Raw genomic sequence first — 23,994 nt, 5'->3', positions numbered from 1 at the left:
GCCTAACTTAACTTTCCATTGCCTGTGTCCACAACGCCATCGACCGACCGCCAGAACGACAATAGGCGAGGACCGGAGTTGGCGTGTCGCCAAGTGCTGCTTTTAAATCTTTTGCCGCGGCCTCCGTGGGCTGACCGTTCACAATAGGGATATAGATCGCTTTAAGGCCAAGTTTTTGCGCGACGCGCTCAATCTCAACGAAGTTTGGTTGGTCAGAGCTTTCGCCATCGGGGCGATTATCTATGATTGTTTTAAACCCAAGTTCTGCAATTTTTTCCAGTTGGCTGGGCAACACTTGCTCACTCACAGAGAAAATCTCTGTGACTTTTCTGATGTTAGACACGTTTGGATCTCCTTGGATCTAGAGCTTGTTTACGGGCACTTTAAGCATGGGGTTGCCGTCTGGGTCGCGCGGAACTTCACCCGCCCGCATGTTCACTTGAAGCGACGGAATGATAAGTTTTGGAACTCCGAGCGTGGCGTCGCGTTCGGTCCGGAACTTCACGAATTCTTCCCGTGTTTTGCCTTTTCCGACGTGGATATTGTGTTCTTTTTCTTCGCCCACGGTTGTTTCCCAAGCGATATCGCGGCCATTTGGTCCGTAATCGTGACACATGAACAACCGCATATCGTCAGGCAGTTTCAATACTTTGAGGATGCTGTCATAGAGTTCGCCCGCATCTCCGCCTGGGAAATCAGCCCGTGCTGAGCCGCCGTCGGGCATGAACAACGTGTCGCCCACGAACGCAGCGTCGCCCACGACATGAACCATACAGGCTGGCGTGTGGCCCGGTGTGTACATCGCAAACGCGTTCAGGGATCCGATCTTATAGGTGTCGCCATCTTTGTATAGCGCATCAAATTGGCTACCATCTCGTTGGAATTCGGTGCCTTCATTGAAGATTTTTCCGAAGGTATCCTGAACCACCAAAATTTGGTCGCCAACGCCGATTTTCCCGCCAAGAATTCCTTGAATGTAAGGGGCGGCCGAGAGGTGATCGGCATGGACATGAGTCTCGATGATCCATTCAAGGTTAAGGCCGTTTTCGCGAATGAATGCGATGATTTTGTCCGCGTGCTCATAGGTTATGCGACCCGCAGCGTAATCAATATCCATCACGCTGTCGATGACGGCACAGGTTTTGGTGTCCGGATCTGAGACCACATAGCTGATGGTATTTGTCGCCTCATCAAAGAAGGCCTCAACATTTGTTTTTTGTTTCATATCAACGGGATAACCAGACATAGCGTCCTCCTAGTTCAGCATTGGCGCTTTTCCCAAATGGTCGAACCTCACGATAGTTTAGAAGTTCTAGTATTAAAGAGAGCGTTTTTGGGTAGAGACAACATTTGTTTTCTTACTTAGATACACAGAACGGCTTGCGTTTCGGCGTTTCTATTGATAAATACTTATATAAGCACTTGCGTATATACAAGGGGTAAATTCATGGATATCTCAATCAACGCGCTGGACGATCATTTGGACGCCGCAGCTCATTTAATGAATATGCTATCACAACCCGTACGACTCAAGGTTCTTTGTCATCTTTTAGGGAGCGAGAAATCGGTGCAAGTGCTCACCGAAATTTGCGGACTGTCTCAGCCTGCAATGTCTCACCATTTGGCAAAGCTACGCGCCGCAGAGCTGGTCAAAACACGCCGCGACGGGCAAACGATCTATTACAGCGTCGCCTCGAAGGAAGCTGAAGCCGTCTTATCTGTGTTGCACAAAATCTACTGTGCGCCGACTCAAATTACGTAAGCCTATTAGAATTGTCGCCTGACGAAGGTTATTATGCGCAGAGTCTGATTTAGGTTAAGTCCATCAAAAGGATATATAAAATGAAACATTGGTTATTGTGGTTTATAGCTGGTATCGTCCTCGTCGCTGGGGGCATTCTCGCACTTGCTAATCCCCTTGCCGCAACTCTCACGGCGACCGCAATCGCGGCGTGGTCGTTCCTGATCGGTGGCGTTGTGCAGCTCTATGCGGCGCTCAAACATGAGGGTACGGGTAGTAAAGTATGGCCAGCCCTTGCTGGTGGTGTGAGCATTGTGCTTGGCGTTGCCTTGTTAAATAATCCGTTCGCTGGGATTATCTCGCTTACCCTTTTGGTTGCGATTCTGTTTCTTGTGATCGGCATCACCAAGGTCGTCGTCTCATTCTCTCTCAAAGGAACGGGCGCTTTTTGGCCTGTCCTTATTTCGGGCGCGTTGTCGGTTATCTTGGCTTTGATGATTTTCTCAGACTTTCCTCAATCTGCCGTTACGATTCTTGGTGTGTTGTTGGCTATTGAGTTGATTTCAAGCGGCGTTTCCCTGATTATGATGTCTCTGAATAGCAAAGCCGCCACGGCTTAATACACTTCCCCCCTCGTAGCTCTGCTGCGAGGGGGGGGCGAAAGTTTTGACAATGGGCCCGACAAATGACAACTAATCAGGTCTTTCGAGCGTTCTTTATCGCTCTCAAAGATTTTGATGCTCGCGATGGTTGGATAATGTGCAGCCACGTTGCTATGGCCATTATGATGGCCATTTTTCCGTTTACGATCTTCCTGCTCGCATTGGCCAGTCAGTTAACCACAAGCTTGAATACCACTGAAATGATGGAATTGATTTTTGGCGGTTGGCCCGATGTCGTCGCCGAACCGATTATGCGTGAACTGCGTGCGGTTCTGGCCCAAGGCTCTGGGCAAACCCTCACATTGAACTTGCTCCTCACCGTTTTCTTCGCGTCGACGGGTGTTGATGCTATTCGCCGCGCGATTTCAAAGTCTTATCGTAGACCAGACCTCCGGCCCTATTGGCGCAAGCGGCTAACCTGCATATTGTTCGTTTTGTGTGGCACCATTACGTTGATTGGTGTGGCCGTCCTTCTTGTTGGCCTGCCGATCTACTTCTCGTACTTTCAGGATGTGATTCCAATTTTGCCGCTAGAAGTGCTCAATAACGAATTTTTGCGCGTGTTATTGGCTGCGACCCCCCTGATCTTCGGCGTTTTTGCATGCCATACCATTTTGACGGGCGCCAAGCGTTCGTTTCGGTCCGTATGGCCAGGTGTTTTGCTGACAATCGCGCTTTGGGCCGTTTTTGCAAAGCTGTTCACCTTTTATTTGGGGAATTTCGCGAACTATAGCGTGACCTATGCGGGCCTCGCGGGGGTGATGTCCGGGTTGATGTTTCTCTATCTCATTGCCGCCCTTCTGATTTTGGGGGCCTCTTTCAATGAAGCCCTCATTGAGCTTAAACAAAGCGAAAACCAAACTTAAACCGCAATAGGAAAGGGGTGGCGATGCTGGTGTTTCTCCTTCTAATCGGTACCATCGTTCTCTGGACGACGGCTATGCTTTTCGCCTATTTCGCGGTGGCGTCCGCGCGCACGCCGCAAGGGTCCGTGGCCTGGGTTTTTTTGCTCCTTGGTCTGCCAATGATCGGCATTCCAGCATATCTCTTTCTTGGGAATTTTCGCTTCAAAGGGTACATCGTTGCACGACGGGATTCCCAACGCGTTATTGCGAGGATCGCGGCATTCGCGAAGGAATTTGAGCCAGTTGGCGATGACGACAATGTCGGGTATCAAGCGTTTGAGAGTATCGCACAGGCCCCCATTGTTTCGGGCAATTCTGTGGAGATTCTTGTAAATGGGGCCGCATCATTTTCGAGTATGTTTGCCGCCATCGACAGTGCAAAAAGCTACATCCTCGTTCAGTTCTATATCATCAAAGACGATACCCTTGGCCGCGAGTTTAAACAGAAACTCATTGATGCCGCGCTTCGTGGTGTCCATGTGCGCCTCCTATTTGATGCGGTTGGAAGTTCAAAACTACCCACTGAATATTTGGCGGAACTCGAAGATAGTGGCATCGAGACTGTAAATGCCCATTCCCTTCACGGGCCACGCACACGGTTTCAAATCAACTTTAGAAATCATCGCAAAACTTTGGTGGTTGATGGTGTGATTGGGTTTACAGGCGGCCTCAATGTGGGGGACGAATACATGGGACGTGACCCCGCGTTTGGGCCATGGCGCGACACGCATTGCCGCCTGATCGGGCCTGTCGTGTTGCAACTCCAACTCGTGTTTTCCGAAGACTGGCACTGGGCGACAAAGCAGGTTTTGGGGGACAATCTGAATTGGTCACCCACACGTGCGCCCGAAAATATGGATGCGCTGCTTATGGCCACGGGCCCCGCGGATACCCTTGAAACAGGCAGTCTCTATTTCTGTGCCGCTATTTCCGCCGCGAAAAACCGGATTTGGACTGCCTCCCCCTATTTGGTTCCAGATGTTGATATTCTGACCGTCTTGAAGCTGGCAGCCCTGCGCGGAGTCGACGTTCGGATCATGGTACCCGAGAAGGCCGACCACTATCTTACATGGCTGGCGGCCTTTGCCTTTTTTGACGAATTGCGCGAGGTCGGAGTGAAGATCTTGAAGTATCAAGACGGGTTCATGCATCAGAAAGTTCTGGTCGTTGATGAGGCTATCGCATCAATTGGTACAACAAATATGGACAACCGCTCCTGTCGGTTAAACTTCGAGGCTACGGTTATGGTTTTTGATAAGCGAGCCGCGTGCGCCGTGGCGGCAATGTTGGAAGAAGATTTCACGCGTTGCAAAATGGTGGCCTATAACCTTAACGAGAAGTCGAGATTATTGCGCATCGGTGCGCCGATCGCACGTCTGTTCGCTCCGCTGCTTTAGGTGTGGCACGCCCATGAATGGCGTTCCCTTTCGCGGGTGTTTGACGTACCAACGAAGACTTCATAGGCACACCTTCCAGAAAACAAAAAACGCTCGGGGAAATATGTCGGGGAAAAAGAAGCAATCGCTTGGTAAAAAGATAGCAAACAGTCGGGTCTTCAACCGGATTGTTGCCAAAATTCTGGCTAACTATGTACGCTTTGTTTGGATCACGACCCGTTGGCAAAGCGAGGGGTTTGATGACATGCGCACGGCTCTTAAAAGCGGCCCGATCATCGTTGTTCTGTGGCATCAACGCCTCCTCATGGCGCCTTATCTGTTTGACCTCAAAGCGGGACGAATTTGCTCGCTAACGTCGGAAGCAAAGGGCGGGCGCATGGCTGGGCTCGTGCAAACCGAATTTGGATTTGAAACCATCGCGATGCCCAAGGGAGAGGGCGGTTTTTCTATGTCCCGCGAGGTTCTACGAAAAATGCGCGAAGGCGTTTCGGTAGGAATCGCGGTGGACGGAACAACTGGCCCCGCCCGCGTTGCCAAAACCGCGCCTTTGCTTTGGGCGCGCGCAACCGGTTGCCCGATTTTTGTTGCCGCATTTGCAACCAAGCGGCACAAGATTTTCGGAGCCTCATGGGATCAAGCGATGGTGGCGTGGCCGTTTAACAAAGGTGTTCGGTATTGCGAGCGGTGGCCGCACGATGTGCCGCGCAAAGTGTCAGAGGTCGAAATGGAACGTCTGCGGCTTCAACTGGAAGCCTCGCTAGACGACATAACTGAGCGTGTGGATGCAAAACTTGACATCAACGTGCCGCGAACGCGTCCTCACGATTGATTTGCGTCTAGTCGCAGGCTAGCCTTTCCCAAAGGGGATACGCTACGCATGCAGGATACACACGACAACCCACGGCTAGAGGCCTCGGACCCACCAGAAATTGGCAAAATTACCCTATTTGAGCTTCGGGCCTGTATTGCAATGGGCGCGAGTGATTTTAAACGGGCACCGCTTTTCGGTATATTTTTCAGTAGTTTTTACGTGATCTGCGGCATTATCCTCAGTGTCAGTGGCGCGGGGACATTTGCGTGGACTCTCATGCTTTCGCTTGGGTTTCCCCTCGTGGCGCCCTTTGCCGCGGTTGGCCTCTATGAGGTCAGTCGACGGCTTGAGGTTGGCGAGCCGTTGGGATGGTCGGATATTTTGGGCGTCGTTTGGCGCGAACGGGGGCGGCAAGTCCCATGGGTTGGCGCAATTCTGGTCATCATTTTCCTGTTTTGGAGCTTCTTTGCCCATATGTCGCTGGCCCTTTTTCTGGGCAATATGTCACTCACCAATATCTCGACCTCGTGGGAAATATTCGCGACACCCCAAGGACAGATGCTCATCGGATTTGAGTTTATCGTTGGCGGTTTGGTCGCGTTTCTGGTTTATGCCCTGACCGTGGTTTCCCTGCCGCTTCTTTTGGACCGGGAAATCGATTTTGTGACCGCAATGATTGTTTCCGTAAAAACCGTGGCCGAAAACAAGATCGTCATGTTGGTTTGGGCGGGGGTCATCGGCCTCTCGATGCTTGCGGCCATGCTGCCCTATTTCCTCGGGCTTTTTGTTGCGCTGCCGATCTTGGGGCACGCGACGTGGCACCTCTATCGTCGGGCGCTATATTTTCCCGTTTGAGGCCTTAAATATCGGCGAATTCATTCAAGTCGATGTCATGAATGAAATAATCGGGGTACAAATTTATCCCGACTGCGAAATGCAACTGTAGGCCCGTTAGGTGGGCTTCCATTGCTGCAACGGCGCCATCACCGTCGCCGCTTTCCATGGCTTCAATAATCGCCATATGTTCGTTCTCGACCATTTCGGCGCGTCGCTCTTTTGGAAGCTTTAGGGTTAAGCATCGATACCTGTCGATTTGCACTTTAACCTGTTGAATGAGCTTCCAAAGGCCGGGGAGGCGACCGATTGAGGCGATGGTCGCGTGAAACTCTTCGTCGACCAAATGAAGGGCGCTTATGTTCGCTCGGTCCGTAATTTCTCGGTGTCTCTCAACACAGGCCCGGAGACTCAAAATCTGGCTGCGTGTGGCCAAACGTGTGGCCGAGCGCACGGTCACCGCCTCAAGAGCGCGACGTGCAATAAGCGCTTCGGGGAGGGCGGAAACCGGTATCCTTGCGACGAAGGTTCCCGATTTCGGCACCACTTCAACCAGCTTCTCGTCCGATAAACGTAGGATCGCTTCGCGCACGGGTGTACGACTTACACCTTCGGTGAGCGCCGTTGCGTTTTCTGAAATTGGCGTGCCTGGAGGAAGCTCAAGGCTAATGATCTGAGCGTGCAGACGGTTGTAGATTGAATCCGAAATTGTGGAGGTTGAACGCTTGAGTAAGCCCATGCGGCCCTCTGGGGCAGAATTCGGCGCGCGACGGCGACGTTGGGCAGGCGAACTTGCAACAATTGGCTTTGCCATTTCTTCCCCTCCCAGGGTGATTCCTCAAAGCTTCTACACCAAGCCGCTCTTATTGAACAAAATTTTCCGCCTTGATTTCGTTAATAACTTGTATACTAATTATACTAGAAGCCGTCAAGAAACGCAGTAGCTCTGTTTTTTCTGGCGATTTGGATAGGCTTGGAGTTTTTCAAGCTAATGGGAGGATACAATGAAATTTACTAAAATCACGACGGCCTTGGCCGCAGGCGTACTTGCAATGACATCCGCGTCTGTTGCATTTGCGACGGAAACTCTAAAGTTTGCGCATGTTTATGAGATCGGTTCGCCGTATCATAAAAACGCGGAATGGGCCGCAGAAGAGATTGCTAAGAAGACTGATGGTCGCGTTGAAATGAAAGTCTTTCCAGCATCTTCGCTTGGGAAAGAAGTTGAAATCAACGAAGGTCTCGGCATCGGCGCTGTAGACGTTATCTATACGGGCCCAAGCTTTGTTGAGCGGTATTATGGCCCCATCGCAATTTCCGATTACCCATTCATCATGCGTGGATTTGATCACTGGGAATCCTATCGTGGAAGCGAACTCTTTGCTGAGCTGTCCGAAGGTTACCATGAAGCAACTGGAAACCAAGTTTTGGGCCTCGTCTATTATGGCCAGCGTCACGTGACATCCAACAAGCCAATCTTGGTGCCAGAAGACATGAAGGGTCTTAAGATCCGTGTGCCTAACTCACCGCTTATGTTGATGTTCCCGAATGCAGTTGGCGCAAACCCAACACCAATGGCGTTCTCCGAAGTTTATCTTGCCCTTCAGCAAGGTGTTGTTGACGCACAAGAAAACCCGCTTCCAACAATTCAGTTCAAGAAGTTCTATGAGGTTCAATCCAACATTAACCTTACAGGCCACATCCTAAACTCCCTTCTGATCATCGCTTCCGACGACGCTCTTGCGCGTTTGGGTGATGACGAAGCCGTGGTACGCGAAGTTCTTATTGAAGCTGCCAAGAGATCGTCGGACGAAATTTATCAAGCCGAGACAGATCTTATTTCTTGGTTCCGCGATCAAGGCATCACGGTCAATGAAATTGACAAAGCTCCTTTCCAAGCAGCTGTGAAACCATTGCTCACTGGCGACGGCGTTCCATACACTTTGGATCACTACAAGCGCCTCGGCGAGCTTTGATCTGAACGGATTGTGGGAACAGAAATGAACAATCCCAACGACAGTCAGGGCGCGCAAGACGCGCGCTCTGAATTCGTTTTCATGGACTCGGAAGTAGACATCTCGGATTTCGGCACTGCTGATTTGCCGGGTCTTATTGCCCTATGGGGTCTCTCAATTGTGGTTTTCGTACAGTTCTTCACGCGGTATGTGTTGAACGATAGCCTCGCTTGGACCGAAGAGCTTGCGCGTTATGTGCTTGTTGTTGTTGCCTTTTTCGGAGCAATTTCGGTAAGCCGTAAGGGCACGCATATTTTCCTCGAATTCTTCTATCGTTACCTCTCTCCTGTCGCGGGCAAATGGCTTACCGTCGCGATGGAGATACTGACGATGCTGTTTTGGGCCTTTATGTCGCTTCAGGCGTATAAGCTTGCTCTCAAAACAAAAACCAAAATGGCCTCGATGGAGTTTCCAAAGAACGCCCTTTATTACGCCGTCTCATTCAGCCTCGCTGTGATGGCATTGTATTCCCTTTGGTGGCTCATCCACAAAATCCGTCAGTCGCCAGAAGACGTCCTTCGTGAAATCGAAGAGAGCGCCTTGCATGACGTTCCAAAATAGATAGCGAGCAGCACTATGGCTTTGGCCCTTCTCTTTATTATTCTCTTTCTGCTCCTCATTGCAGGAGCCCCTGTGGCGGTTGCACTGGGTGTCGCGTCGCTTGCGTTCACACTCATTGATGGTGTGCCAAGCATGGTAGTTTTGCACCGTATGGTCGGGGGGATTGATAGCTTCCCGTTAATCGCAGTTCCGTTTTTTATCATGGCGGGTCACTTGATGAACTCCGCTGGTGTGACGACGAAAATTTTCGCCTTCGCACGGTCGGCTGTGGGCTGGATGTACGGGGGTCTCGGTCACGTAAACGTTGGTGCCAGCATCATTTTCGCTGGGATGTCGGGCGCAGCGGTTGCTGACGCGGGAGGCCTCGGGAACATCGAAATCAAAGCCATGCGTGAAGCAGGCTATGACACGGATTTCTCGGTTGGCATCACGGCCGCCTCCTCAACAATCGGGCCGATCATTCCGCCCTCACTTCCCCTCGTGGTGTACGGCGTTATTGCGGACACATCTATCGGACAGCTGTTCGCTGCGGGTCTTATCCCCGGTCTTCTGATGGCTTTTTCCCTGATGATCATGGTTGCGGTCTATGCGAAAATTCGCAACTACCCCCGCGATGACCGCTTTCGGTTGAACGTATTCCTGAAGGCATTTGTTCAAGCGATTTTGCCCTTGTTTACCCCGATCATCATTGTTGGCGGTATCCTCTTTGGCATCTTTACTCCAACCGAAGCCGCAATTGCCGCTGTTGCCTATTCCTTGTTCCTCGGGCTTGTTGTCTACCGGACGTTGAATTTCAAACGCATCCTGCGCGTTTCGATGGACACGGTTGAGACCACAGCTTCGATCATGATGATCGTCGCCGCCTCCACCATTTTCGCATGGATTTTGACGTCCGAACAGGTTGCTCAGTCCTTTGCAAACGAGTTGTTGGGCTTCACTGATAACAAAACCGCAATCTTGTTGATCATGATGCTGATTGTTCTGGTTGTAGGGTGTTTCATGGAAACAATTGCTGCCATTACAATTCTGACGCCCGTGCTTCTGCCCGTGGCGATGACGATCGGTGTTGATCCGGTGCACTTCGGGATTATCCTTATCCTGAACTTGATGATCGGCTTGCTCACCCCGCCCGTTGGTATGGTTCTCTATGTGCTCGCCAAAGTGTCGGATGTGCCGTTTGAGCGCTGCGTTGTGGCGACGGCTCCGTTCTTGGTTCCACTTATTTCGGTGCTCCTCTTGCTGACGTTCATTCCAGAATTGTCGATGTGGCTTCCAACCAAGCTTTATCGTTAAATCATTAGGTGGCGTGATCGTCGCCTCTTAAAATACCTCAGAAAGTTGCAAAATGTCTTCTCTACCTTCGTTCGACCTCACGGGCAAAACTGCCCTCGTCACTGGCTGTAAACGCGGCATTGGCAAAGGCATCACAGTCGCGCTCGCGGCGGCTGGCGCGAACATCATCGGGGTCAGTGCCTCGCTTGAAAAAACAGGCAGCGCTGTTGCCAAGGAAGTCGAAGCCCTTGGCCGCACCTTCTCGGCCTACCAATGTGACTTCAGCGATCGCAAAGCTGTCACCGCTTTTGCCGCAACCGTCCAAGCGGACCATCCCACAATTGATATTTTGGTGAATAACGCGGGCACAATAAAACGTGCCCCAGCCGCTGAACATCCCGACGAAATGTGGGACGAAGTCATAGAAGTTAATTTGAACGCCCAGTTTGTTCTTAGCCGCGAAATCGGGAAAAACATGGTTGCGCGCGGTTCTGGGAAAATCATCTTCACCGCTTCGCTTTTGACCTTCCAAGGCGGCATTACCGTTCCCGGTTATGCAGCATCCAAAGGCGCAATCGGGCAATTAACCAAAGCTCTGGCCAACGAATGGGCGGGCAGAGGCGTGAACGTCAACGCCATCGCACCCGGCTATATCGCCACCGACAACACCCAAGCCTTGCAGGACGATCCGGACCGCGCGCGCTCCATTCTTGAACGCATTCCCGCGGGCCGTTGGGGCCAGCCTGAAGACTTCGCTGGCCCTGCGGTCTTCCTCGCATCCGACGCTGCGAATTATGTGCATGGCACAGTCCTAACCGTTGATGGCGGTTGGATGGGTCGTTAAGCGCCCCTTCCTGACACATGCAAAAAGGGCCGCGATCAACTCGCGGCCCTTTTTGTTGAATATGTCTGCTTCACGGTTGTTTAAGCAGGTTTTCCCCTAGCAAGTATAGTTCATCCCAAGGCGTCCACCATCGACGTAGATCGTTTCGCCGGTGATATAGCTGGCCTTTTCGGAAGCCAAAAACGCCACCACATCGCCGATTTCACGTGCCGTACCGAGGCGCTTAAGCGGCGTCCGTGACAGCAGTGTTTCCATCGCTTTCGGATTGCCATTCACGCTTGACAACATTTCGGTGTCGATGGATCCGGGTCCAACCGCATTGACGCGAATGCCGTGAGGGGCCAACGCAAGCGACGTCGCTTTTGTCATCTGCATTACGCCACCTTTGGACGTGCAATACGCGACGATGGTTGGGATCGAGACCACCGCATTCACCGACGACATGTTTACAATCGCGCCTTTGATGCCATTCGCGACCATGGTTTTCGCTGCGCGCTGTGTGGCAAGGAAAACGCCAACCGTATTGATGCTCAGAACTTTCTGGAAATCCTCAAGCGAGGTTTCAAGGAAGTCGGAAGGGATCGACACGCCCGCGTTGTTTACAAGGATGGAAACGTTGCCAACTTCGGCTTCGATTTTATCAAACATCGCGGTGATTTGCGCGGGGTCGCTCATGTCGCAGGTAATTGCTACGGCGTCATTTCCCAATTCCTCGGCGGCTTTCTGCGCGCCTGCTCCGTTAATATCGGCGACAACAATCCGTGCACCATTCTCTGCAATCGCTTGGGCGCAAGCAAATCCGATGCCTTGGGCACCACCGGTAATAAGGGCAATAGGGCGTGACATATGAACTCCAGTTTTTGTGTTAGGGGGTATCGATGAACCCAACTTGTGCGCATGTCAATGTTTGTTAAGAGCGCGGGTGTGCGTCTAAAACAAAGTCCCGTTTTTGAGCCAACCAAGGCCCGCGTCGGTGGTCGCGACGGGCTTGTATTCCGCACCAATGGCACCGCCATAGCCTATCTTGCTCAAGTGCATAAAAATATGGGCATAGTTCACTTCGCCACAATCAGGTTCGGAGCGCGCGGGAACGGAGGCAATCTGAACATGGCCGATAAGCGGTAGAAGCTTGATCAAACGGCGGCTCAAATCCCCCTCCATTATTTGCACGTGATAGCAATCAAACATGAGTTTGAGATTAGGCGCATCAACCTCCGCGATAATGGCCGCAGCTTGAGACGTGGTTTGCAAAAAGTAATCTGGCGCATCATAGGCATTGAGGGGTTCAATCAGAATTGTGATCCCCCGCAAGGCGGCTTGGGTACAAGCATATTTCAAATTCTTAACGAAGCAATTATGCGCCGCATCTCCCCTCGCAAAACCCGCCATCGCATGCACATTCGGCGTTCCGATTGCCACGGCATACGAAAGCGCCTGATCAATCGAAGCGCGGGCTTCGACCTCCCGCCCAACCAATGCCAAAAGCCCATTCATGCCCGCACCGCCTCGTGAAGTATTCAGGCCGAGCATGCGCATGTCGACACTTTCAAGCGTGGCACGCACGTCCTTTGCGTCCGTATCATAGGGCCAGTGGCATTCAACGGCGTCAAAACCCGCTATTTTCGCGGCGCGGATGGCCTCAAGCAGGGGCAGCTCTTTCCATAAAAAGCCAAGGTTTGCCGAAATAGGAAGTGCCATTGAGCCTCAATTTTCGTTTAGTTTTTCCAGCGCATCTGCGAAAAAGGTTTCACTGCCAAAGTTACCCGATTTTAACGTCAGCGCAATCTCATGTCCGTCACTCTCGCAATATGTCCACGGAACTCCTGGTGCAATTTCGGATCCGATGGTCAGGCGCGATACTTTTAACGCTTTCGTTACGGCTCCAGAGGTCTCTCCACCTGCCACGACAAATCGGCGGGTACCAGCGTCGCGTGCATCAATCGCTAATTGCGCCAGTGCATCCTCGACAATCTGGCCTGCCTTGGCAGGACCAAGCTTGTCTTGTGCGGAGCGTACGCCATCGGGGTCGGTCGTGGCATAGATCAGTTTGCTCGCGAACGGATCTTGTTTGGCAAGCCACGCACGGGCCGCGTCCACGCCGTTTGCTGCCAGTTCCAGCGGATCAAGCTGATAACCCCCGACCGTTTCCAAACACGCCGCAACTTGGGCGCGGGTCATTTTTGAACAGCTTCCCGAGAGAATAATTGCCCCTTCCGGCAGCACAGGTTTCTGCACCTTTTCGGCGTATGGCGATAGCGTGCCGTCCGCTAAATAGAGCGCGGGCAGGGGCATCGCCACGGCACTTCCCCCCGTCATGAGCGGCATGTGGCGGCAAGCTTCGGCGATGGTGTAGAGGTCCTCGTTCGCCACCGCATCAACCACCACATGGGCAATCCCGTCCGCGCGCAATTCTGCGAGGCGTGTCTTGAGGGCCTCCGCTCCCATTGCCACACAAAGCCGATTGGCCAGCCCAACCTCGCCCTGCACTTGGTGGGCGAGCAGGCGTACCAAATTGCTGTCACGCATCGGAGTGAGGGGGTGGTCTTTCATCGGGCTTTCCGCCAATGGCTGCTCCCCAACAAAGAGGTTCCCCATGAAAATACTACGCCCGTTTTCGGGAAACGCAGGGCAGTAAATTGTCTGGTTCGTTTGCAAATCGGCCATAAGCGCCTCGGCCACCGGGCCAATATTTCCCTCGGGTGTGCTGTCGAAAGTTGAGCAATATTTCCAGAAAAACCGCTTCGCGCCCGCCCGTTTGAGCCAGTCAAGCGCGGCCCGCGTTTCCGCGATGGCCTCCGCGACAGGGGCCGTGCGTGATTTTAAGGCGATCACTTCAAAGGCCGAGGTTTCGCATGTTTCGGGGGCCTCCTCAGGTAGGCCCATCCGCAAGGAAACCTTCACGCCACTTCGCGCCAACAGGCCTGCAATATCCGTGGCACCTGTGAAATCATCGGCGACACAGCCCAAAACAACGCTCATAATCTTCTCCTAATTTTGCCGGACATTCGGCAAGGAAACCCCGCCTTTTGCCGCGAGTATTTTGGCAACTGCTGCGTCATCTTCGCGGCCTAAACCGGCTGCGCTGGCCTCTTTGAACAGGGCCAAAGATGTCGCCGTCAGGGGCGTTGTGCATCCAAGGGCTTCGGCTTCGGAGGCGACTATCCCAAGGTCTTTGACGAAAATATCGACTGCCGAATGCGGGGTGTAATCGCCGTTAACGATGTGCGGCCCGCGATTTTCAAACATCCAAGACGTCCCCGCGCATGAGGTGATCACGTCATACAAGGTTTTCAAATCGATCCCCGCCGCCGCACCAAGGGTCATGGCTTCAGCGGTTGCAGCGATATGAACGCCTGCGAGAAGCTGGTTAATCATTTTGACTTGCGAGCCCATTCCGGGGGTATCGCCAAGGCGGAAAATCTTGGTGGCAATCGCGTCAAGGGCGGGCGCTACGCGTTCGAAATCAACTGGATCGCCCGCTGCCATCAGGGTCATTTCGCCACTCAAGGCTTTGGCCGCACCGCCAGACACGGGTAGGTCCAGCGCGCGCATTCCAGCGTCGGTAATCCGTTCGCAAAGCTCGATGGCATCATTGGGTTGCATCGTGGCGCATAGGGCGAAAATCGTATTCGGGCGCGCTGCCGCAACGGCCCCGTTTTCTCCGAACAAAACCGCTTCTGTCTGGGCAGCATTTACCACAAAAATAAACACGATATCCGCGTTTTTAACCGCCTCTGCAGGGGAAGGGGAAGTCGTGCCGCCCTCTGCTTCAAACTTCGCCAAAACCTCGGACCGAATATCCACCCCGACGGTCGGAAGCTTCGCGCGCAAAAGCGAGATCGCCGCGCCCCAGCCCATCGAACCAAGGCCAATCACGGCTGTTTTGAGTTTTGCCATCCGACGTGCTCCAAATTTTGGTACCGATACCATTTAATGAATACATTGGGCGAGGGGGAACTGAAAGTCAAGGGTGTGTTCCGGTTGGTTTCTGGCTAAACTGCCTTAAAGTCGCTGTCGCATGAGGAGGTCTCGTGGCAAAAAAACGGCCAACACTCGCGGATGTCGCCTTGAAATCTGGGGTGAGCAAAATGACCGCGTCCCGTGCGCTGCGCTCGCCGCAAGGCGTTTCCAAGCAAAGCTATGAGTGCGTCCAAAAAGCCGCGCGCGCCCTTGGATATGTGGGCAACCCTTTGGCGACGTCCCTGTCCAATCGAGCGTCCGATTTGATCGGCGTGACCGTGCCCTCCATGACCAACGCCGTGTTTCCCGAAGTACTCAGTGGCATCGCGGAGGAAATCCAAGGCACGGGCTTGCAGCCGGTTTTTGGCGTGACAGAGTATGATGCCGAACGCGAATATCAAATCATCCGGCAAATGTTGTCGTGGCGTCCTGCGGGTCTGATTGTAACGGGTTTGGATCAACCTGAGGAAACGCGGACCTTGTTGCGAGAGGCCGAAATTCCGATTGTTCAGATCATGGATTTAGACGGCGATCCTGTGGATTGTTGCGTCGGGGTGTCAAATTTTGAGGCGGGAAAAGCGATGGCCGAGGCCATGATTGGCTGCGGGCGTCGAACATTTGGCTATGTGGGTGCGGTCGATGTTCGCGCACGCAAACGTTTGGAGGGATTTCGTCACGAACTTGCGGAACACGGCCTTGAGTTTATCGCTGAGAAAACCACCGACGCGGCCTCGTCCATGGTTTTGGGCCGCCGTTTAACCGACGAAATACTAAAAGAAAATCCAGCGCTCGACTGTCTCTATTTTTCGAACGACGACATGGCGGCGGGCGGGGGATTTTCCTGTATGGCGCAAGGCATTCCCATCCCCGACCAAGTGGCCATAGTGGGTTTTAACGGATTGGACTTTGTTCAGGCTTTGCCCTGCAGCATGGCAACTTCGATTTCCCCACGGCGCGGAATCGGCCAGCGTGCAGCAGCGTTAATCGTCGCCCGGTTGCGGGAAACCGAACGTCAACCCGCCGAAACTATACGGTTAACACCGCGTATTGATCTTGGTGCAATTTTATGGAAAAGCGGTGCTTAAGCCTAGAAATTCGACATAATTGTCCCTAGGGTCCGACCTAAAGAAATGAAGACCTGTGGACCTTGCAGGTGGCTTGTGACCGTTAGAGTAACTGAAAGACGACCGAAAATGCGTTTCAAAAATACTGCTTCAAGCATCTTGGCGACCGTGATCCTTGCGACCGGCGCACAAGCTCAGGATATTAGTTCATTAGGCGCGCCATCGACGGGCGCTGAAACGGATGTGGGTGACAAGGCAGAAACCTTCGGATTCACCCAGGGGAGTTTTGTCGCGGCGCCCATTCCTATTATGAACCCAACGCTTGGAACTGGTCTGGCGCTTGGGGCGGGTTATTTATTTTCTATGGACGAGGCATCTGCCGATTCCTATTTGGGGTTGGGCGGATTTAAAACGGACAATGGTAGCTATGGCTATGGCCTTTCTGGCGATATTGCATGGGACCAGAATCGTTGGAACCTAGGGCTTTCAATGGGGGAAGTGTCACTGAACTATAACTACTATCTCGATGGGAGCGACGGGCTTGTCATTCCTTTGAAACAAGATGGCAGATTGGTAAATTTGACCCTTAAATACGGGATCACCGATAAGGTGCTCATTGGTTTGAATACGGCCTATATCGAAACCGAAGTGGGCCTAAATAGTTCAGGTGATTTGCCGCCTATCTTGCAAGCAGACGCCAAAATGTCGATTTTAAAAATTGGCCCGACTTTCGAGATCGATAATCGTAATAATACCACCTACCCGACTGCAGGCTCGCATTTGTCGCTCAGCAGTACTTACAACACTCTTGATAGCGCGATCTTAGACAGGACCTACACCAAATCGATCGCAAAACTAGACAATTACACAAGCGTAAATGAGAATATGGTCGTCGCCTTACAAGGCACGGCGTGTAATGCCTCCGACGATGCCCCCTTCTTTGACCAATGCGGACTTGGCTCCGTTGATTCCTTCCGCGGGTTTGCGTTTGGCGAGGTTTTGAGCCACAGCTTATTGTCCCTTCAGGGCGAGCTTCGTGGCACCGTAACTGATCGACTTGGCTATGTTGTATTCGCGGGCCTAGGGAATGCAGCGTCTGATTTCTCAGGCATGTCGTCAGAAAACACGAGAGCTGCGGGCGGCGTTGGTTTGCGCATCCGTCTGTCTAAGAAGTTTCCAATGGATTTCTCAATGGATGCCGCGCGCAATGACGCGGGTGAGGATACGTATTACATCTATGTTGGTCAGCGTTTCTAGCGAAATCAATCGGCTAGCTATGGGCGCCGAAATGCCGTTCGCCACGTGCCGCCGATAGGGCAATCTGTTTTTGCCGTTCGCGGAACCGCGCTTTGCGATCATCTGAGGTGGTGTCGTAACACAAATGGCAACTCACCCCGTCTTCAAATTCTGGGCGCTTGGTATCTTCTGGCAAAACAGGTTGCCGACAGGCGTGGCACAAAACATGCGGCCCTTCGGTAAGCCCGTGCCCAATCGACACCCGCCCGTCAAAGACGAAACATTCGCCTTCCCACGTGCTATCATCGGCAGGGACTTCTTCGAGGTATTTCAGGATGCCACCCTTGAGGTGAAACACATCCTCAACCCCTTGCCCAATCAGGTAATTCGTCGATTTCTCACAGCGAATACCCCCCGTGCAAAACATCGCCACGCGCTTATTGTGAAAGCGATCCTTATTGGCTTCCCACCATGCGGGGAATTCGCCAAAACTCTTGGTTTCTGGGTCAATTGCGCCCTGAAACGTGCCAATGGCGACCTCGTAATCGTTGCGGGTGTCAATCACCACAACATCGTCTTGGGTGATCAGATCATTCCAATCCTTGGGCGCAACATAGTGCCCAACCGAGGCCGTAGGATCGACATCGGGTTGCCCCATCGTGACGATCTCTTTCTTAAGGCGCACTTTCATCCGCCCAAACGGCATCTCGGCCGCAGGGCTCTCTTTGTGCTCCAGCGTCGCACAGCCCGGAAGCGAGCGCAGATGCACCAGCAAACGGTCCACACCCGCGCGCGGTCCGGCAACCGTTCCGTTCACGCCTTCGGCGGCGATCAGAAGCGATCCTTTGATTCCCTCCTCGGCACAAAGCGCAAGAATAGGCGCGCGCAGGGCGTCGGGATCGGTGAATCGGGTGAAATGATATAAGGCGGCTACAACTGTCATGGGCGTTTAAATAAGCGCATGATGGCCCGCTCGCAAGGGCTACAGTTGACGCAGGCCAAATGGCCTCTTACCAATCCTAAAACGAAAGGTTTCCTCCATGCGCCCCGCCAATGAAGCTCTCCTTGTTATCGACGCCCAAAATGATTTCTGCCCTAAGGGTGCCTTGGCCGTCACGGATGGCGATACAATTGTCCCCCTCATCAATGACATGCTTGGCCAGTATCAAGCCCGCGTTTTCACCCAAGACTGGCACCCCGCAGGACACGCGTCCTTCGCAAGCTCTCACGCTGATAAAGCCCCGTTTGAGATGGTCGAAATGCCCTATGGTCCCCAAACCCTCTGGCCAGATCACTGTATTCAAGGCTCAAACGGCGCCGCATTCCACCCCGATCTACGGACGGACGCAGCCGACGTCATCATTCGCAAAGGCATGAACCCGTCCCTTGATAGCTATTCTGCGTTCTTTGAGAACGACCACGTAACCCCTACGGGCCTTGCGGGGTATTTGTCGGCGCGCGGCATTACCTTGGTGCGCCTTGTCGGATTGGCAACGGATTATTGCGTTTTCTACTCGGCCCTCGACGCGGCGGGCCTTGGGCTAGATGTCGAAGTGGACCGCGCAGCCTGTCGCGCCATTGATTTAGACGGGTCCCTGAAAGCCGCGGAGGCGCAGATGGTAAGTAAAGGTATAAAATTGCTTTGATTTTTCTACGAAAGATAAGTGATTTTTAAACTCTAGCTGGCAGGGTGCTCGTATATTGCGCATCGGAACCCAGCGGAAATGACCTCACCGGCTAAAACACCTACAGACGAACTCATGGAATTCGAGGCCCGCTATACGCCTGAAGGTCTCTTCCTTCGCTATGGCCGCGCGCGAGTGCGCGATTTTCGAAGCCGGCAAATTGTAACCCTTGGGGGATCTATTGCCCTTGCATGGCTCGTGTCCCCGTTCTTTGGGCTAGCCATGGCGGTTTTGGTTGTATGTGGCGAGGTGTTGGATTGCTTTTGTCTCTATCGCCTCACCAAGGCGGATTTAGCCCCAAAAGACCTTCCCCGGGCGCTAAAATTAAGCTCTGTGACGGCCTTTATTCAGGGATGTACGCTTGGGCTGTGTGTCCTTTCCACGTGGTATTCTGTTGCCGACGGGTCGACTCACTATTTTGCAATGATTTTCCTGACGAGCGCATCCATCAATGCTGGGCTTGTGTGGGAATATCACAAACGGGCGAGTAAAGCGCGGCTCTCGGTCTATGCCAGCGTCGCGATTTGGTTGAGTTTTTGGGACATTTTCGGGTCTTCAGGGATCGGAAATCCAAACCTATTGGACACGCTGGCAACGGGCATGCTGGCCTATATGACGTTCCTTTATATTAGCTATGCGAATTCCACCTTCAAACGGCGACTCGCGAATAGTAGGAATATTTTTGAACAAAAGAAAAAACTTGCAGAGATGCACGCGACCCTCATTTCAAAGGAATTGCATTCTCGGAATCTCGCATTGGTGGCGCAGTCTGCCAATGACAGCGTGATTATTTCGGGCCCTGACCGCCGGATTGAATGGGTGAACCCAGCTTTTACAAGAATTACCGGATACGATCGAGAAGAAGTTTTGGGCAGGAAGGTGGCCGATCTCCTGAACGGTCCAGAAACCGATCCGAAGACGTTAAAAGCCATCGCTGACGCGCTTGACCAACACAAATCAATTCGGGTTGAAATTCAGAGCCACACGAAATCGGGAGAGATCGTTTGGGTCGATGCGAATATTACGCCGATCATTGCCGAAAACGGGACTCTCGCCAAAGTGATTTCGGTGGAGCGTGACATCACACAGGCAAAAGAACGCGAGAAAGAGTTAGCTCTCGCAAAGGTCGCAGCCGAAGAGGGCGCGCGGACCAAGGCCAATTTTCTGGCAACCATGAGCCACGAAATACGGACACCCCTAAATGGGATCATTGGCATGGCCGATTTGCTTAAACAAACAAAGCTTGAAGGCGATCAAGGAAAGTATACGGATACGATCCTCAGTTCAGGCGAAGCGCTGCTGCGGATCATCAATGATATTCTCGATCTCTCCAAACTGGACGCTGGAGGCATTAAAATCCTGATGGAGCCGTTTTCCCTGTCTCGTTGTCTCACGGAGTCCGTCAATCTTCTGGCACCATTGGCGGAGGAAAAAGGCATTGGAATTAAAGTGGAGTTCCTCCCCGATACACCAGATTTCTTTGTCGGTGACGTTGGACATATCCGCCAAATCGTTATCAATCTTGTTGGCAACGCGATAAAATTCACGCCCCAAGGAGAGGTGGCCATTTGTGTCAAAACTCAACCCGTTGACGCAGGGAATTTAATTGAAATCGCCGTCAAGGATACAGGTATTGGGATTGCACCTGAGGCCCTGTCGCGGATTTTCGATGAATTTTCTCAGGCTGAAGAGGATACCACCCGCAATTACGGCGGTACGGGATTGGGGCTCACGATATCACGCAGATTTGCCCTTGAAATGGGGGGCGACATTCACGTCCAATCTACCATTGGAGTAGGGTCGTGTTTCACGCTGTCGCTCACGCTATCCGCGCACTCCGGTGTCGAAAACCTGCGGCCTCTGGAGGCCGCGCCCCTTTCGAATGTATTGGATCTACGCGATAAGCGTATCCTTGTCGCCGAAGATAACGGTACAAATCGCTTGTTAATCCGAAAAATGCTAGAGCGGCACGCGGGTGATCTTCAGTTCGCTCAAGACGGCATTGATGCCGTGGAGCAGTACAAAAAACACAGGCCAGAATTGGTGTTGATGGATGTTTCAATGCCTAAGCAGAACGGCTTACAGGCGACACGGTGCATTCGAAAATTTGAGGAAGAGGATGGATCGCGCGCAATTATTATTGCGCTTACGGCCAACGCTTTTAATAGTGACCGCGAAGAATGCCTAAATTCAGGCATGGACGGCTTCCTCACAAAACCGGTAAAAATGAAAGAATTGTTGGATTGCGTCAGCTTTCACATTGCACAACGCTAGTTCTAGCTTTTCGAATGGCGCCCTATGCCCTATCACAAAGGGAACTTAACGGGGGCTGAGCAATGGTCGATATCGCGTCACGTGTGTACAACCACAAATGGAAGATTGACCCGATCGTTCGGTCTTTGATTGACACAGATTTTTACAAACTGCTGATGTGCCAATCGGTTTTTCGAAATGAACCCACCGCAATTGTCACGTTTTCCCTTATCAATCGCAGCAAAAATATCCGTTTGGCGGATATCATTGATGAAGGCGAATTACGCGAGCAGCTCGACCATATGCGCAGCCTTTCCCTGAGCCGTGGAGAGAGCACCTGGCTGCGCGGGAATATGTTCTATGGGAAGCGGCAAATGTTTCGCTCCGATTTCATGGAGTGGTTCGAAAAACTCCGACTACCCGCCTATCATCTCGAAAAAACAGACGGGCAATATGAGCTGACTTTTGAGGGGACTTGGCCAGAGGTCATGCTCTGGGAGGTCCCCGCCCTTGCCATTTTAGTGGAATTGCGCAGTCGGGCCGTCACGGCGGATATGGGCCGGTTTGAACTTCAGGTTCTATACGCCCGCGCCATGACAAAAGTCTGGGAAAAAGTCGAGCGGTTGAGACATGTTGACGGCCTCAGGATCGCAGATTTTGGAACGCGCCGTCGCCATTCCTTTATGTGGCAGGATTGGTGCGTTCAAGCCATGCAGGAAGGTCTCTCGGAAAAATTTGTTGGCACCTCGAACTGCCTGATTGCCATGCGCCGCGAAGTTGAAGCGATTGGCACCAACGCACATGAGTTGCCGATGGTTTCCTCGGCTTTGGCTCCCGATGATGCGACGTTGCGCGAGGCTCCCTACAAAGTTCTTGCCGATTGGCATGAGGAGCATGAGGGAAATCTTCGCATTATTCTGCCCGACACATACGGCACAGAGGGATTTTTGCGTGAAGCTCCAGATTGGCTCGCCAGTTGGACGGGTATTCGGATCGACAGCGGCGATCCCGCAATAGGCGCAGAAATCGCGATCAATTGGTGGAAAGAACGCGGCGAAGATCCCACGAAAAAACTGGTCATTTTCTCTGACGGTCTCGACGTTGAGAAAATCATTGAACTGCAAGCAATGTTTGCGGGTCGCGTGCGCGTATCTTTTGGTTGGGGGACACTACTGACCAATGATTTTCGCGGTTTGGTTGAAAACGATGGCCTTGCGCCTTTCTCATTGGTCTGCAAAGCAGTCAGCGCCAACGGCCATCCCACGGTCAAACTCTCTGATAACCCTGCCAAGGCGATGGGGCCCCCCGAAGAGATCGCAAGATACAAACGGGTCTTCGACGTTGGTGAGCAAACAGCCTTTAATGTCGAAGTCTGAGGCAGGCTAGTCGTCTGTATTGACGCGCCCGCGTAGGGATTTCACCTGCCCACGCTGAACTTTTCCTTCAACCCGCCGCCGTTTGCTCGCGAGGGTTGGGCGTGTTTTGACGCGGTGTTTTGGGCGTTTTAGAGCCGCAAGAATAAGCTCTTTTAAGCGCTCTCTGGCGATCTCGCGATTGCGTGCTTGGCTCCTCGTGTCCTCAACGCGAAGGATGAGCGCGCCTTCCAGTGTCCATTTTCGACCTGCAAGGCGTTTTAGTCGGGTCTTGGCGTCCGCCGGAAGGTTGGGGCTGCGAGCCGCTTCAAAGCGTAACTCAACTGCCGTGGATACCTTATTAACGTTCTGTCCCCCAGGGCCGGAACTGCGGGTGAAACTCTCTGAAAGTTCCCAGTCTGCAAGAGTTATGGCTTCGTTGATAACTAACATGTGTTAAGGATTTCCTGCTCGGCCCTTTAGAGAGTTAACATGCACGTCGTTCAACGGAAAGAGCCCTAGTGAAACTCACTAGGGCTCCCCTCGAGAAGTGGAGGTGGCTAAAAGGGCGAAACAGAGCCCTAGAGCTGGATTATATTTAGAAGGACTGCCTCCTAAACATTTCCCCGCTCGTGACCTTAGCCATCTGCTCCTGTTTCCCAATAATCATAGGCACCTCCTTTCAAGTTGTTACGATAACTAGAAGCCTGCCACATATTTAGGGATTGTCAAAATGTTTTACGCTACATTTGGATGAAGTTTTGTAACAATGACCCGAAATGGCACCAAAGCGATTAATGCGAGGGCGAGTTTTACCGCCCAATCGGCGCAGGCCAACGACACCCACAAAGGCGCCGCCGCCCCAAATCCAAGGAAGGGGATGCTCTCCCATGCCCAACTGATCGCGGCATCAGATTCGGCGCCAAAAATCGTAATACTCGCTGCAAAAGCAATGGTGAAAAACAGTGCGGTATCCACCACGGATCCGACGAAGGTTGAAGCGAGGGGCGCTTTCCACCATTTCCCATCCCGAAGGCGATTGAAAATAGAGATGTCCAATAACTGGGCGACAAGAAAGGCAACCGCGGAGGCAACAGCAATTCTGAGGGCAACGAGGGGGCCGTATTCGCCGATGATTTGGGTTCCGATAAGCGAGCAAATAATGCCAACGAAGAAGCCCACGAGGACAACACGCCGCGCGGCGGAAACACCATAAACGCGGTTCATGATATCCGTCACAAGGAACGCAAGAGGATAGGTAAGGGCGCCCCACGTGAGCCAGTCGCCCAGCAAAAATTGCACTAGAATGTTACTGGTCACAACAATGGCAGCCATGGCGAGGACGCCAGGAAGAATTTTCTTCATGTTTTGATTCCGTTTTTTCAAGGTAGCGGAGACTCGG

Annotated in this window: 25 protein-coding genes; 15 read left to right on the top strand and 10 right to left on the bottom strand. The window is 52.5% G+C overall.

Annotated features, from left to right (window positions below; genetic code table 11):
• Positions 1–7: 7 nt before the first annotated feature.
• Positions 8–343 (bottom strand): TIGR01244 family sulfur transferase, encoded by a 336-nt coding sequence (locus AB9F27_RS17140; protein ID WP_335584577.1) that lies wholly within the window; start codon positions 341–343, stop codon positions 8–10.
• Between the two features lie 18 nt (positions 344–361).
• Positions 362–1,246, bottom strand: a complete 885-nt coding sequence (locus AB9F27_RS17135; RefSeq protein ID WP_335584578.1) for an MBL fold metallo-hydrolase — start codon at positions 1,244–1,246, stop codon at positions 362–364.
• A 201-nt stretch (positions 1,247–1,447) separates the two neighbouring features.
• Between AB9F27_RS17135 and AB9F27_RS17130 the strand changes: the two genes are divergently transcribed.
• The 6 genes from AB9F27_RS17130 to AB9F27_RS17105 all read left to right on the top strand — a co-directional run bounded on the left by AB9F27_RS17130 (position 1,448) and on the right by AB9F27_RS17105 (position 6,371).
• Positions 1,448–1,762 carry a metalloregulator ArsR/SmtB family transcription factor gene (locus AB9F27_RS17130; RefSeq protein ID WP_335584579.1) on the top strand — a complete coding sequence of 105 codons (315 nt, stop codon included), beginning with the start codon at positions 1,448–1,450 and terminating at the stop codon, positions 1,760–1,762.
• An 80-nt stretch (positions 1,763–1,842) separates the two neighbouring features.
• On the top strand, positions 1,843–2,361 hold the full coding sequence (locus AB9F27_RS17125) for an HdeD family acid-resistance protein (RefSeq protein ID WP_039000327.1): 519 nt from the start codon (positions 1,843–1,845) through the stop codon (positions 2,359–2,361).
• A gap of 65 nt (positions 2,362–2,426) precedes the next feature.
• Entirely contained in the window at positions 2,427–3,269 is an 843-nt protein-coding gene (locus tag AB9F27_RS17120; protein ID WP_335584580.1) for a YihY/virulence factor BrkB family protein, read from the top strand.
• A 23-nt stretch (positions 3,270–3,292) separates the two neighbouring features.
• Positions 3,293–4,705, top strand: a complete 1,413-nt coding sequence (gene cls, locus AB9F27_RS17115; protein ID WP_335584581.1) for a cardiolipin synthase — start codon at positions 3,293–3,295, stop codon at positions 4,703–4,705.
• Positions 4,706–4,808: 103 nt separating this feature from the next.
• Complete coding sequence (locus tag AB9F27_RS17110; RefSeq protein WP_335584582.1) at positions 4,809–5,534, top strand: DUF374 domain-containing protein; 726 nt, start codon at positions 4,809–4,811, stop codon at positions 5,532–5,534.
• Positions 5,535–5,582: 48 nt separating this feature from the next.
• Entirely contained in the window at positions 5,583–6,371 is a 789-nt protein-coding gene (locus tag AB9F27_RS17105; protein WP_335584583.1) for a DUF2189 domain-containing protein, read from the top strand.
• A gap of 4 nt (positions 6,372–6,375) precedes the next feature.
• Here the strand turns inward: AB9F27_RS17105 and AB9F27_RS17100 are convergent, their stop codons facing one another.
• The gene (locus tag AB9F27_RS17100; RefSeq protein ID WP_335584584.1) at positions 6,376–7,164 is read right to left on the bottom strand and encodes a GntR family transcriptional regulator; all 789 of its coding nucleotides are present in this window, start codon (positions 7,162–7,164) and stop codon (positions 6,376–6,378) included.
• A 190-nt stretch (positions 7,165–7,354) separates the two neighbouring features.
• Here AB9F27_RS17100 and AB9F27_RS17095 point away from each other — a divergent pair, with 190 nt between their 5' ends.
• The 4 genes from AB9F27_RS17095 to AB9F27_RS17080 are packed head-to-tail and all read left to right on the top strand — an operon-like array spanning position 7,355 to position 11,042.
• Positions 7,355–8,326 (top strand): sialic acid TRAP transporter substrate-binding protein SiaP, encoded by a 972-nt coding sequence (locus AB9F27_RS17095; RefSeq protein WP_335584585.1) that lies wholly within the window; start codon positions 7,355–7,357, stop codon positions 8,324–8,326.
• A gap of 24 nt (positions 8,327–8,350) precedes the next feature.
• A complete protein-coding gene (locus AB9F27_RS17090) occupies positions 8,351–8,926 on the top strand; it encodes a TRAP transporter small permease (RefSeq protein WP_335584586.1) in 576 nt (191 codons plus the stop codon).
• Between the two features lie 15 nt (positions 8,927–8,941).
• The gene (locus AB9F27_RS17085) at positions 8,942–10,219 is read left to right on the top strand and encodes a TRAP transporter large permease (protein ID WP_335584587.1); all 1,278 of its coding nucleotides are present in this window, start codon (positions 8,942–8,944) and stop codon (positions 10,217–10,219) included.
• A gap of 52 nt (positions 10,220–10,271) precedes the next feature.
• Positions 10,272–11,042: an SDR family oxidoreductase gene (locus AB9F27_RS17080; protein WP_369757956.1), complete on the top strand. Its 771-nt coding sequence runs from the start codon at positions 10,272–10,274 to the stop codon at positions 11,040–11,042.
• Positions 11,043–11,138: 96 nt separating this feature from the next.
• Here AB9F27_RS17080 and AB9F27_RS17075 read toward each other — a convergent pair whose 3' ends face one another.
• From AB9F27_RS17075 to ltnD, 4 genes are all read right to left on the bottom strand, one after another.
• A complete protein-coding gene (locus AB9F27_RS17075) occupies positions 11,139–11,888 on the bottom strand; it encodes an SDR family oxidoreductase (protein WP_335584589.1) in 750 nt (249 codons plus the stop codon).
• An 84-nt stretch (positions 11,889–11,972) separates the two neighbouring features.
• On the bottom strand, positions 11,973–12,740 hold the full coding sequence (locus AB9F27_RS17070; RefSeq protein WP_369757955.1) for a hydroxypyruvate isomerase family protein: 768 nt from the start codon (positions 12,738–12,740) through the stop codon (positions 11,973–11,975).
• 6 nt (positions 12,741–12,746) lie between these two features.
• The gene (otnK, locus tag AB9F27_RS17065; RefSeq protein ID WP_335584591.1) at positions 12,747–14,021 is read right to left on the bottom strand and encodes a 3-oxo-tetronate kinase; all 1,275 of its coding nucleotides are present in this window, start codon (positions 14,019–14,021) and stop codon (positions 12,747–12,749) included.
• 9 nt (positions 14,022–14,030) lie between these two features.
• The gene (ltnD, locus tag AB9F27_RS17060) at positions 14,031–14,939 is read right to left on the bottom strand and encodes an L-threonate dehydrogenase (RefSeq protein ID WP_335584592.1); all 909 of its coding nucleotides are present in this window, start codon (positions 14,937–14,939) and stop codon (positions 14,031–14,033) included.
• A gap of 134 nt (positions 14,940–15,073) precedes the next feature.
• Between ltnD and AB9F27_RS17055 the strand changes: the two genes are divergently transcribed.
• Both AB9F27_RS17055 and AB9F27_RS17050 read left to right on the top strand, forming a co-directional pair.
• Entirely contained in the window at positions 15,074–16,087 is a 1,014-nt protein-coding gene (locus AB9F27_RS17055) for a LacI family DNA-binding transcriptional regulator (RefSeq protein WP_335584593.1), read from the top strand.
• A gap of 108 nt (positions 16,088–16,195) precedes the next feature.
• A complete protein-coding gene (locus tag AB9F27_RS17050) occupies positions 16,196–17,323 on the top strand; it encodes a BamA/TamA family outer membrane protein (RefSeq protein ID WP_335584594.1) in 1,128 nt (375 codons plus the stop codon).
• A 13-nt stretch (positions 17,324–17,336) separates the two neighbouring features.
• On the opposite strand, the gene AB9F27_RS17045 is transcribed toward AB9F27_RS17050, so the two are convergent.
• Positions 17,337–18,245, bottom strand: coding sequence for a rhodanese-related sulfurtransferase (locus AB9F27_RS17045; RefSeq protein WP_335584595.1), 909 nt, complete (start codon positions 18,243–18,245; stop codon positions 17,337–17,339).
• Positions 18,246–18,342: 97 nt separating this feature from the next.
• Here AB9F27_RS17045 and pncA point away from each other — a divergent pair, with 97 nt between their 5' ends.
• The 3 genes from pncA (at position 18,343) to pncB (ending at position 22,616) form a co-directional block, all read left to right on the top strand.
• On the top strand, positions 18,343–18,948 hold the full coding sequence (gene pncA, locus AB9F27_RS17040) for a bifunctional nicotinamidase/pyrazinamidase (protein WP_335584596.1): 606 nt from the start codon (positions 18,343–18,345) through the stop codon (positions 18,946–18,948).
• 78 nt (positions 18,949–19,026) lie between these two features.
• Positions 19,027–21,261: an ATP-binding protein gene (locus AB9F27_RS17035; RefSeq protein ID WP_335584597.1), complete on the top strand. Its 2,235-nt coding sequence runs from the start codon at positions 19,027–19,029 to the stop codon at positions 21,259–21,261.
• A gap of 62 nt (positions 21,262–21,323) precedes the next feature.
• On the top strand, positions 21,324–22,616 hold the full coding sequence (gene pncB / locus AB9F27_RS17030) for a nicotinate phosphoribosyltransferase (RefSeq protein ID WP_335584598.1): 1,293 nt from the start codon (positions 21,324–21,326) through the stop codon (positions 22,614–22,616).
• Between the two features lie 6 nt (positions 22,617–22,622).
• On the opposite strand, the gene arfB is transcribed toward pncB, so the two are convergent.
• Positions 22,623–23,045, bottom strand: coding sequence for an alternative ribosome rescue aminoacyl-tRNA hydrolase ArfB (gene arfB, locus AB9F27_RS17025; protein WP_039000309.1), 423 nt, complete (start codon positions 23,043–23,045; stop codon positions 22,623–22,625).
• Between the two features lie 285 nt (positions 23,046–23,330).
• Positions 23,331–23,957, bottom strand: a complete 627-nt coding sequence (locus AB9F27_RS17020) for a queuosine precursor transporter (protein WP_335584599.1) — start codon at positions 23,955–23,957, stop codon at positions 23,331–23,333.
• Positions 23,958–23,994 lie beyond the last annotated feature (37 nt).

Origin of the sequence: Falsihalocynthiibacter sp. CO-5D18 (assembly GCF_041205445.1) — a bacterium.
GTDB classification, from domain to species: Bacteria; Pseudomonadota; Alphaproteobacteria; order Rhodobacterales; family Rhodobacteraceae; genus Falsihalocynthiibacter; species Falsihalocynthiibacter arcticus.
The sequence above is the reverse complement of the archived record's forward strand: the minus strand, read 5'-3'. Positions and strand labels throughout refer to the sequence as shown.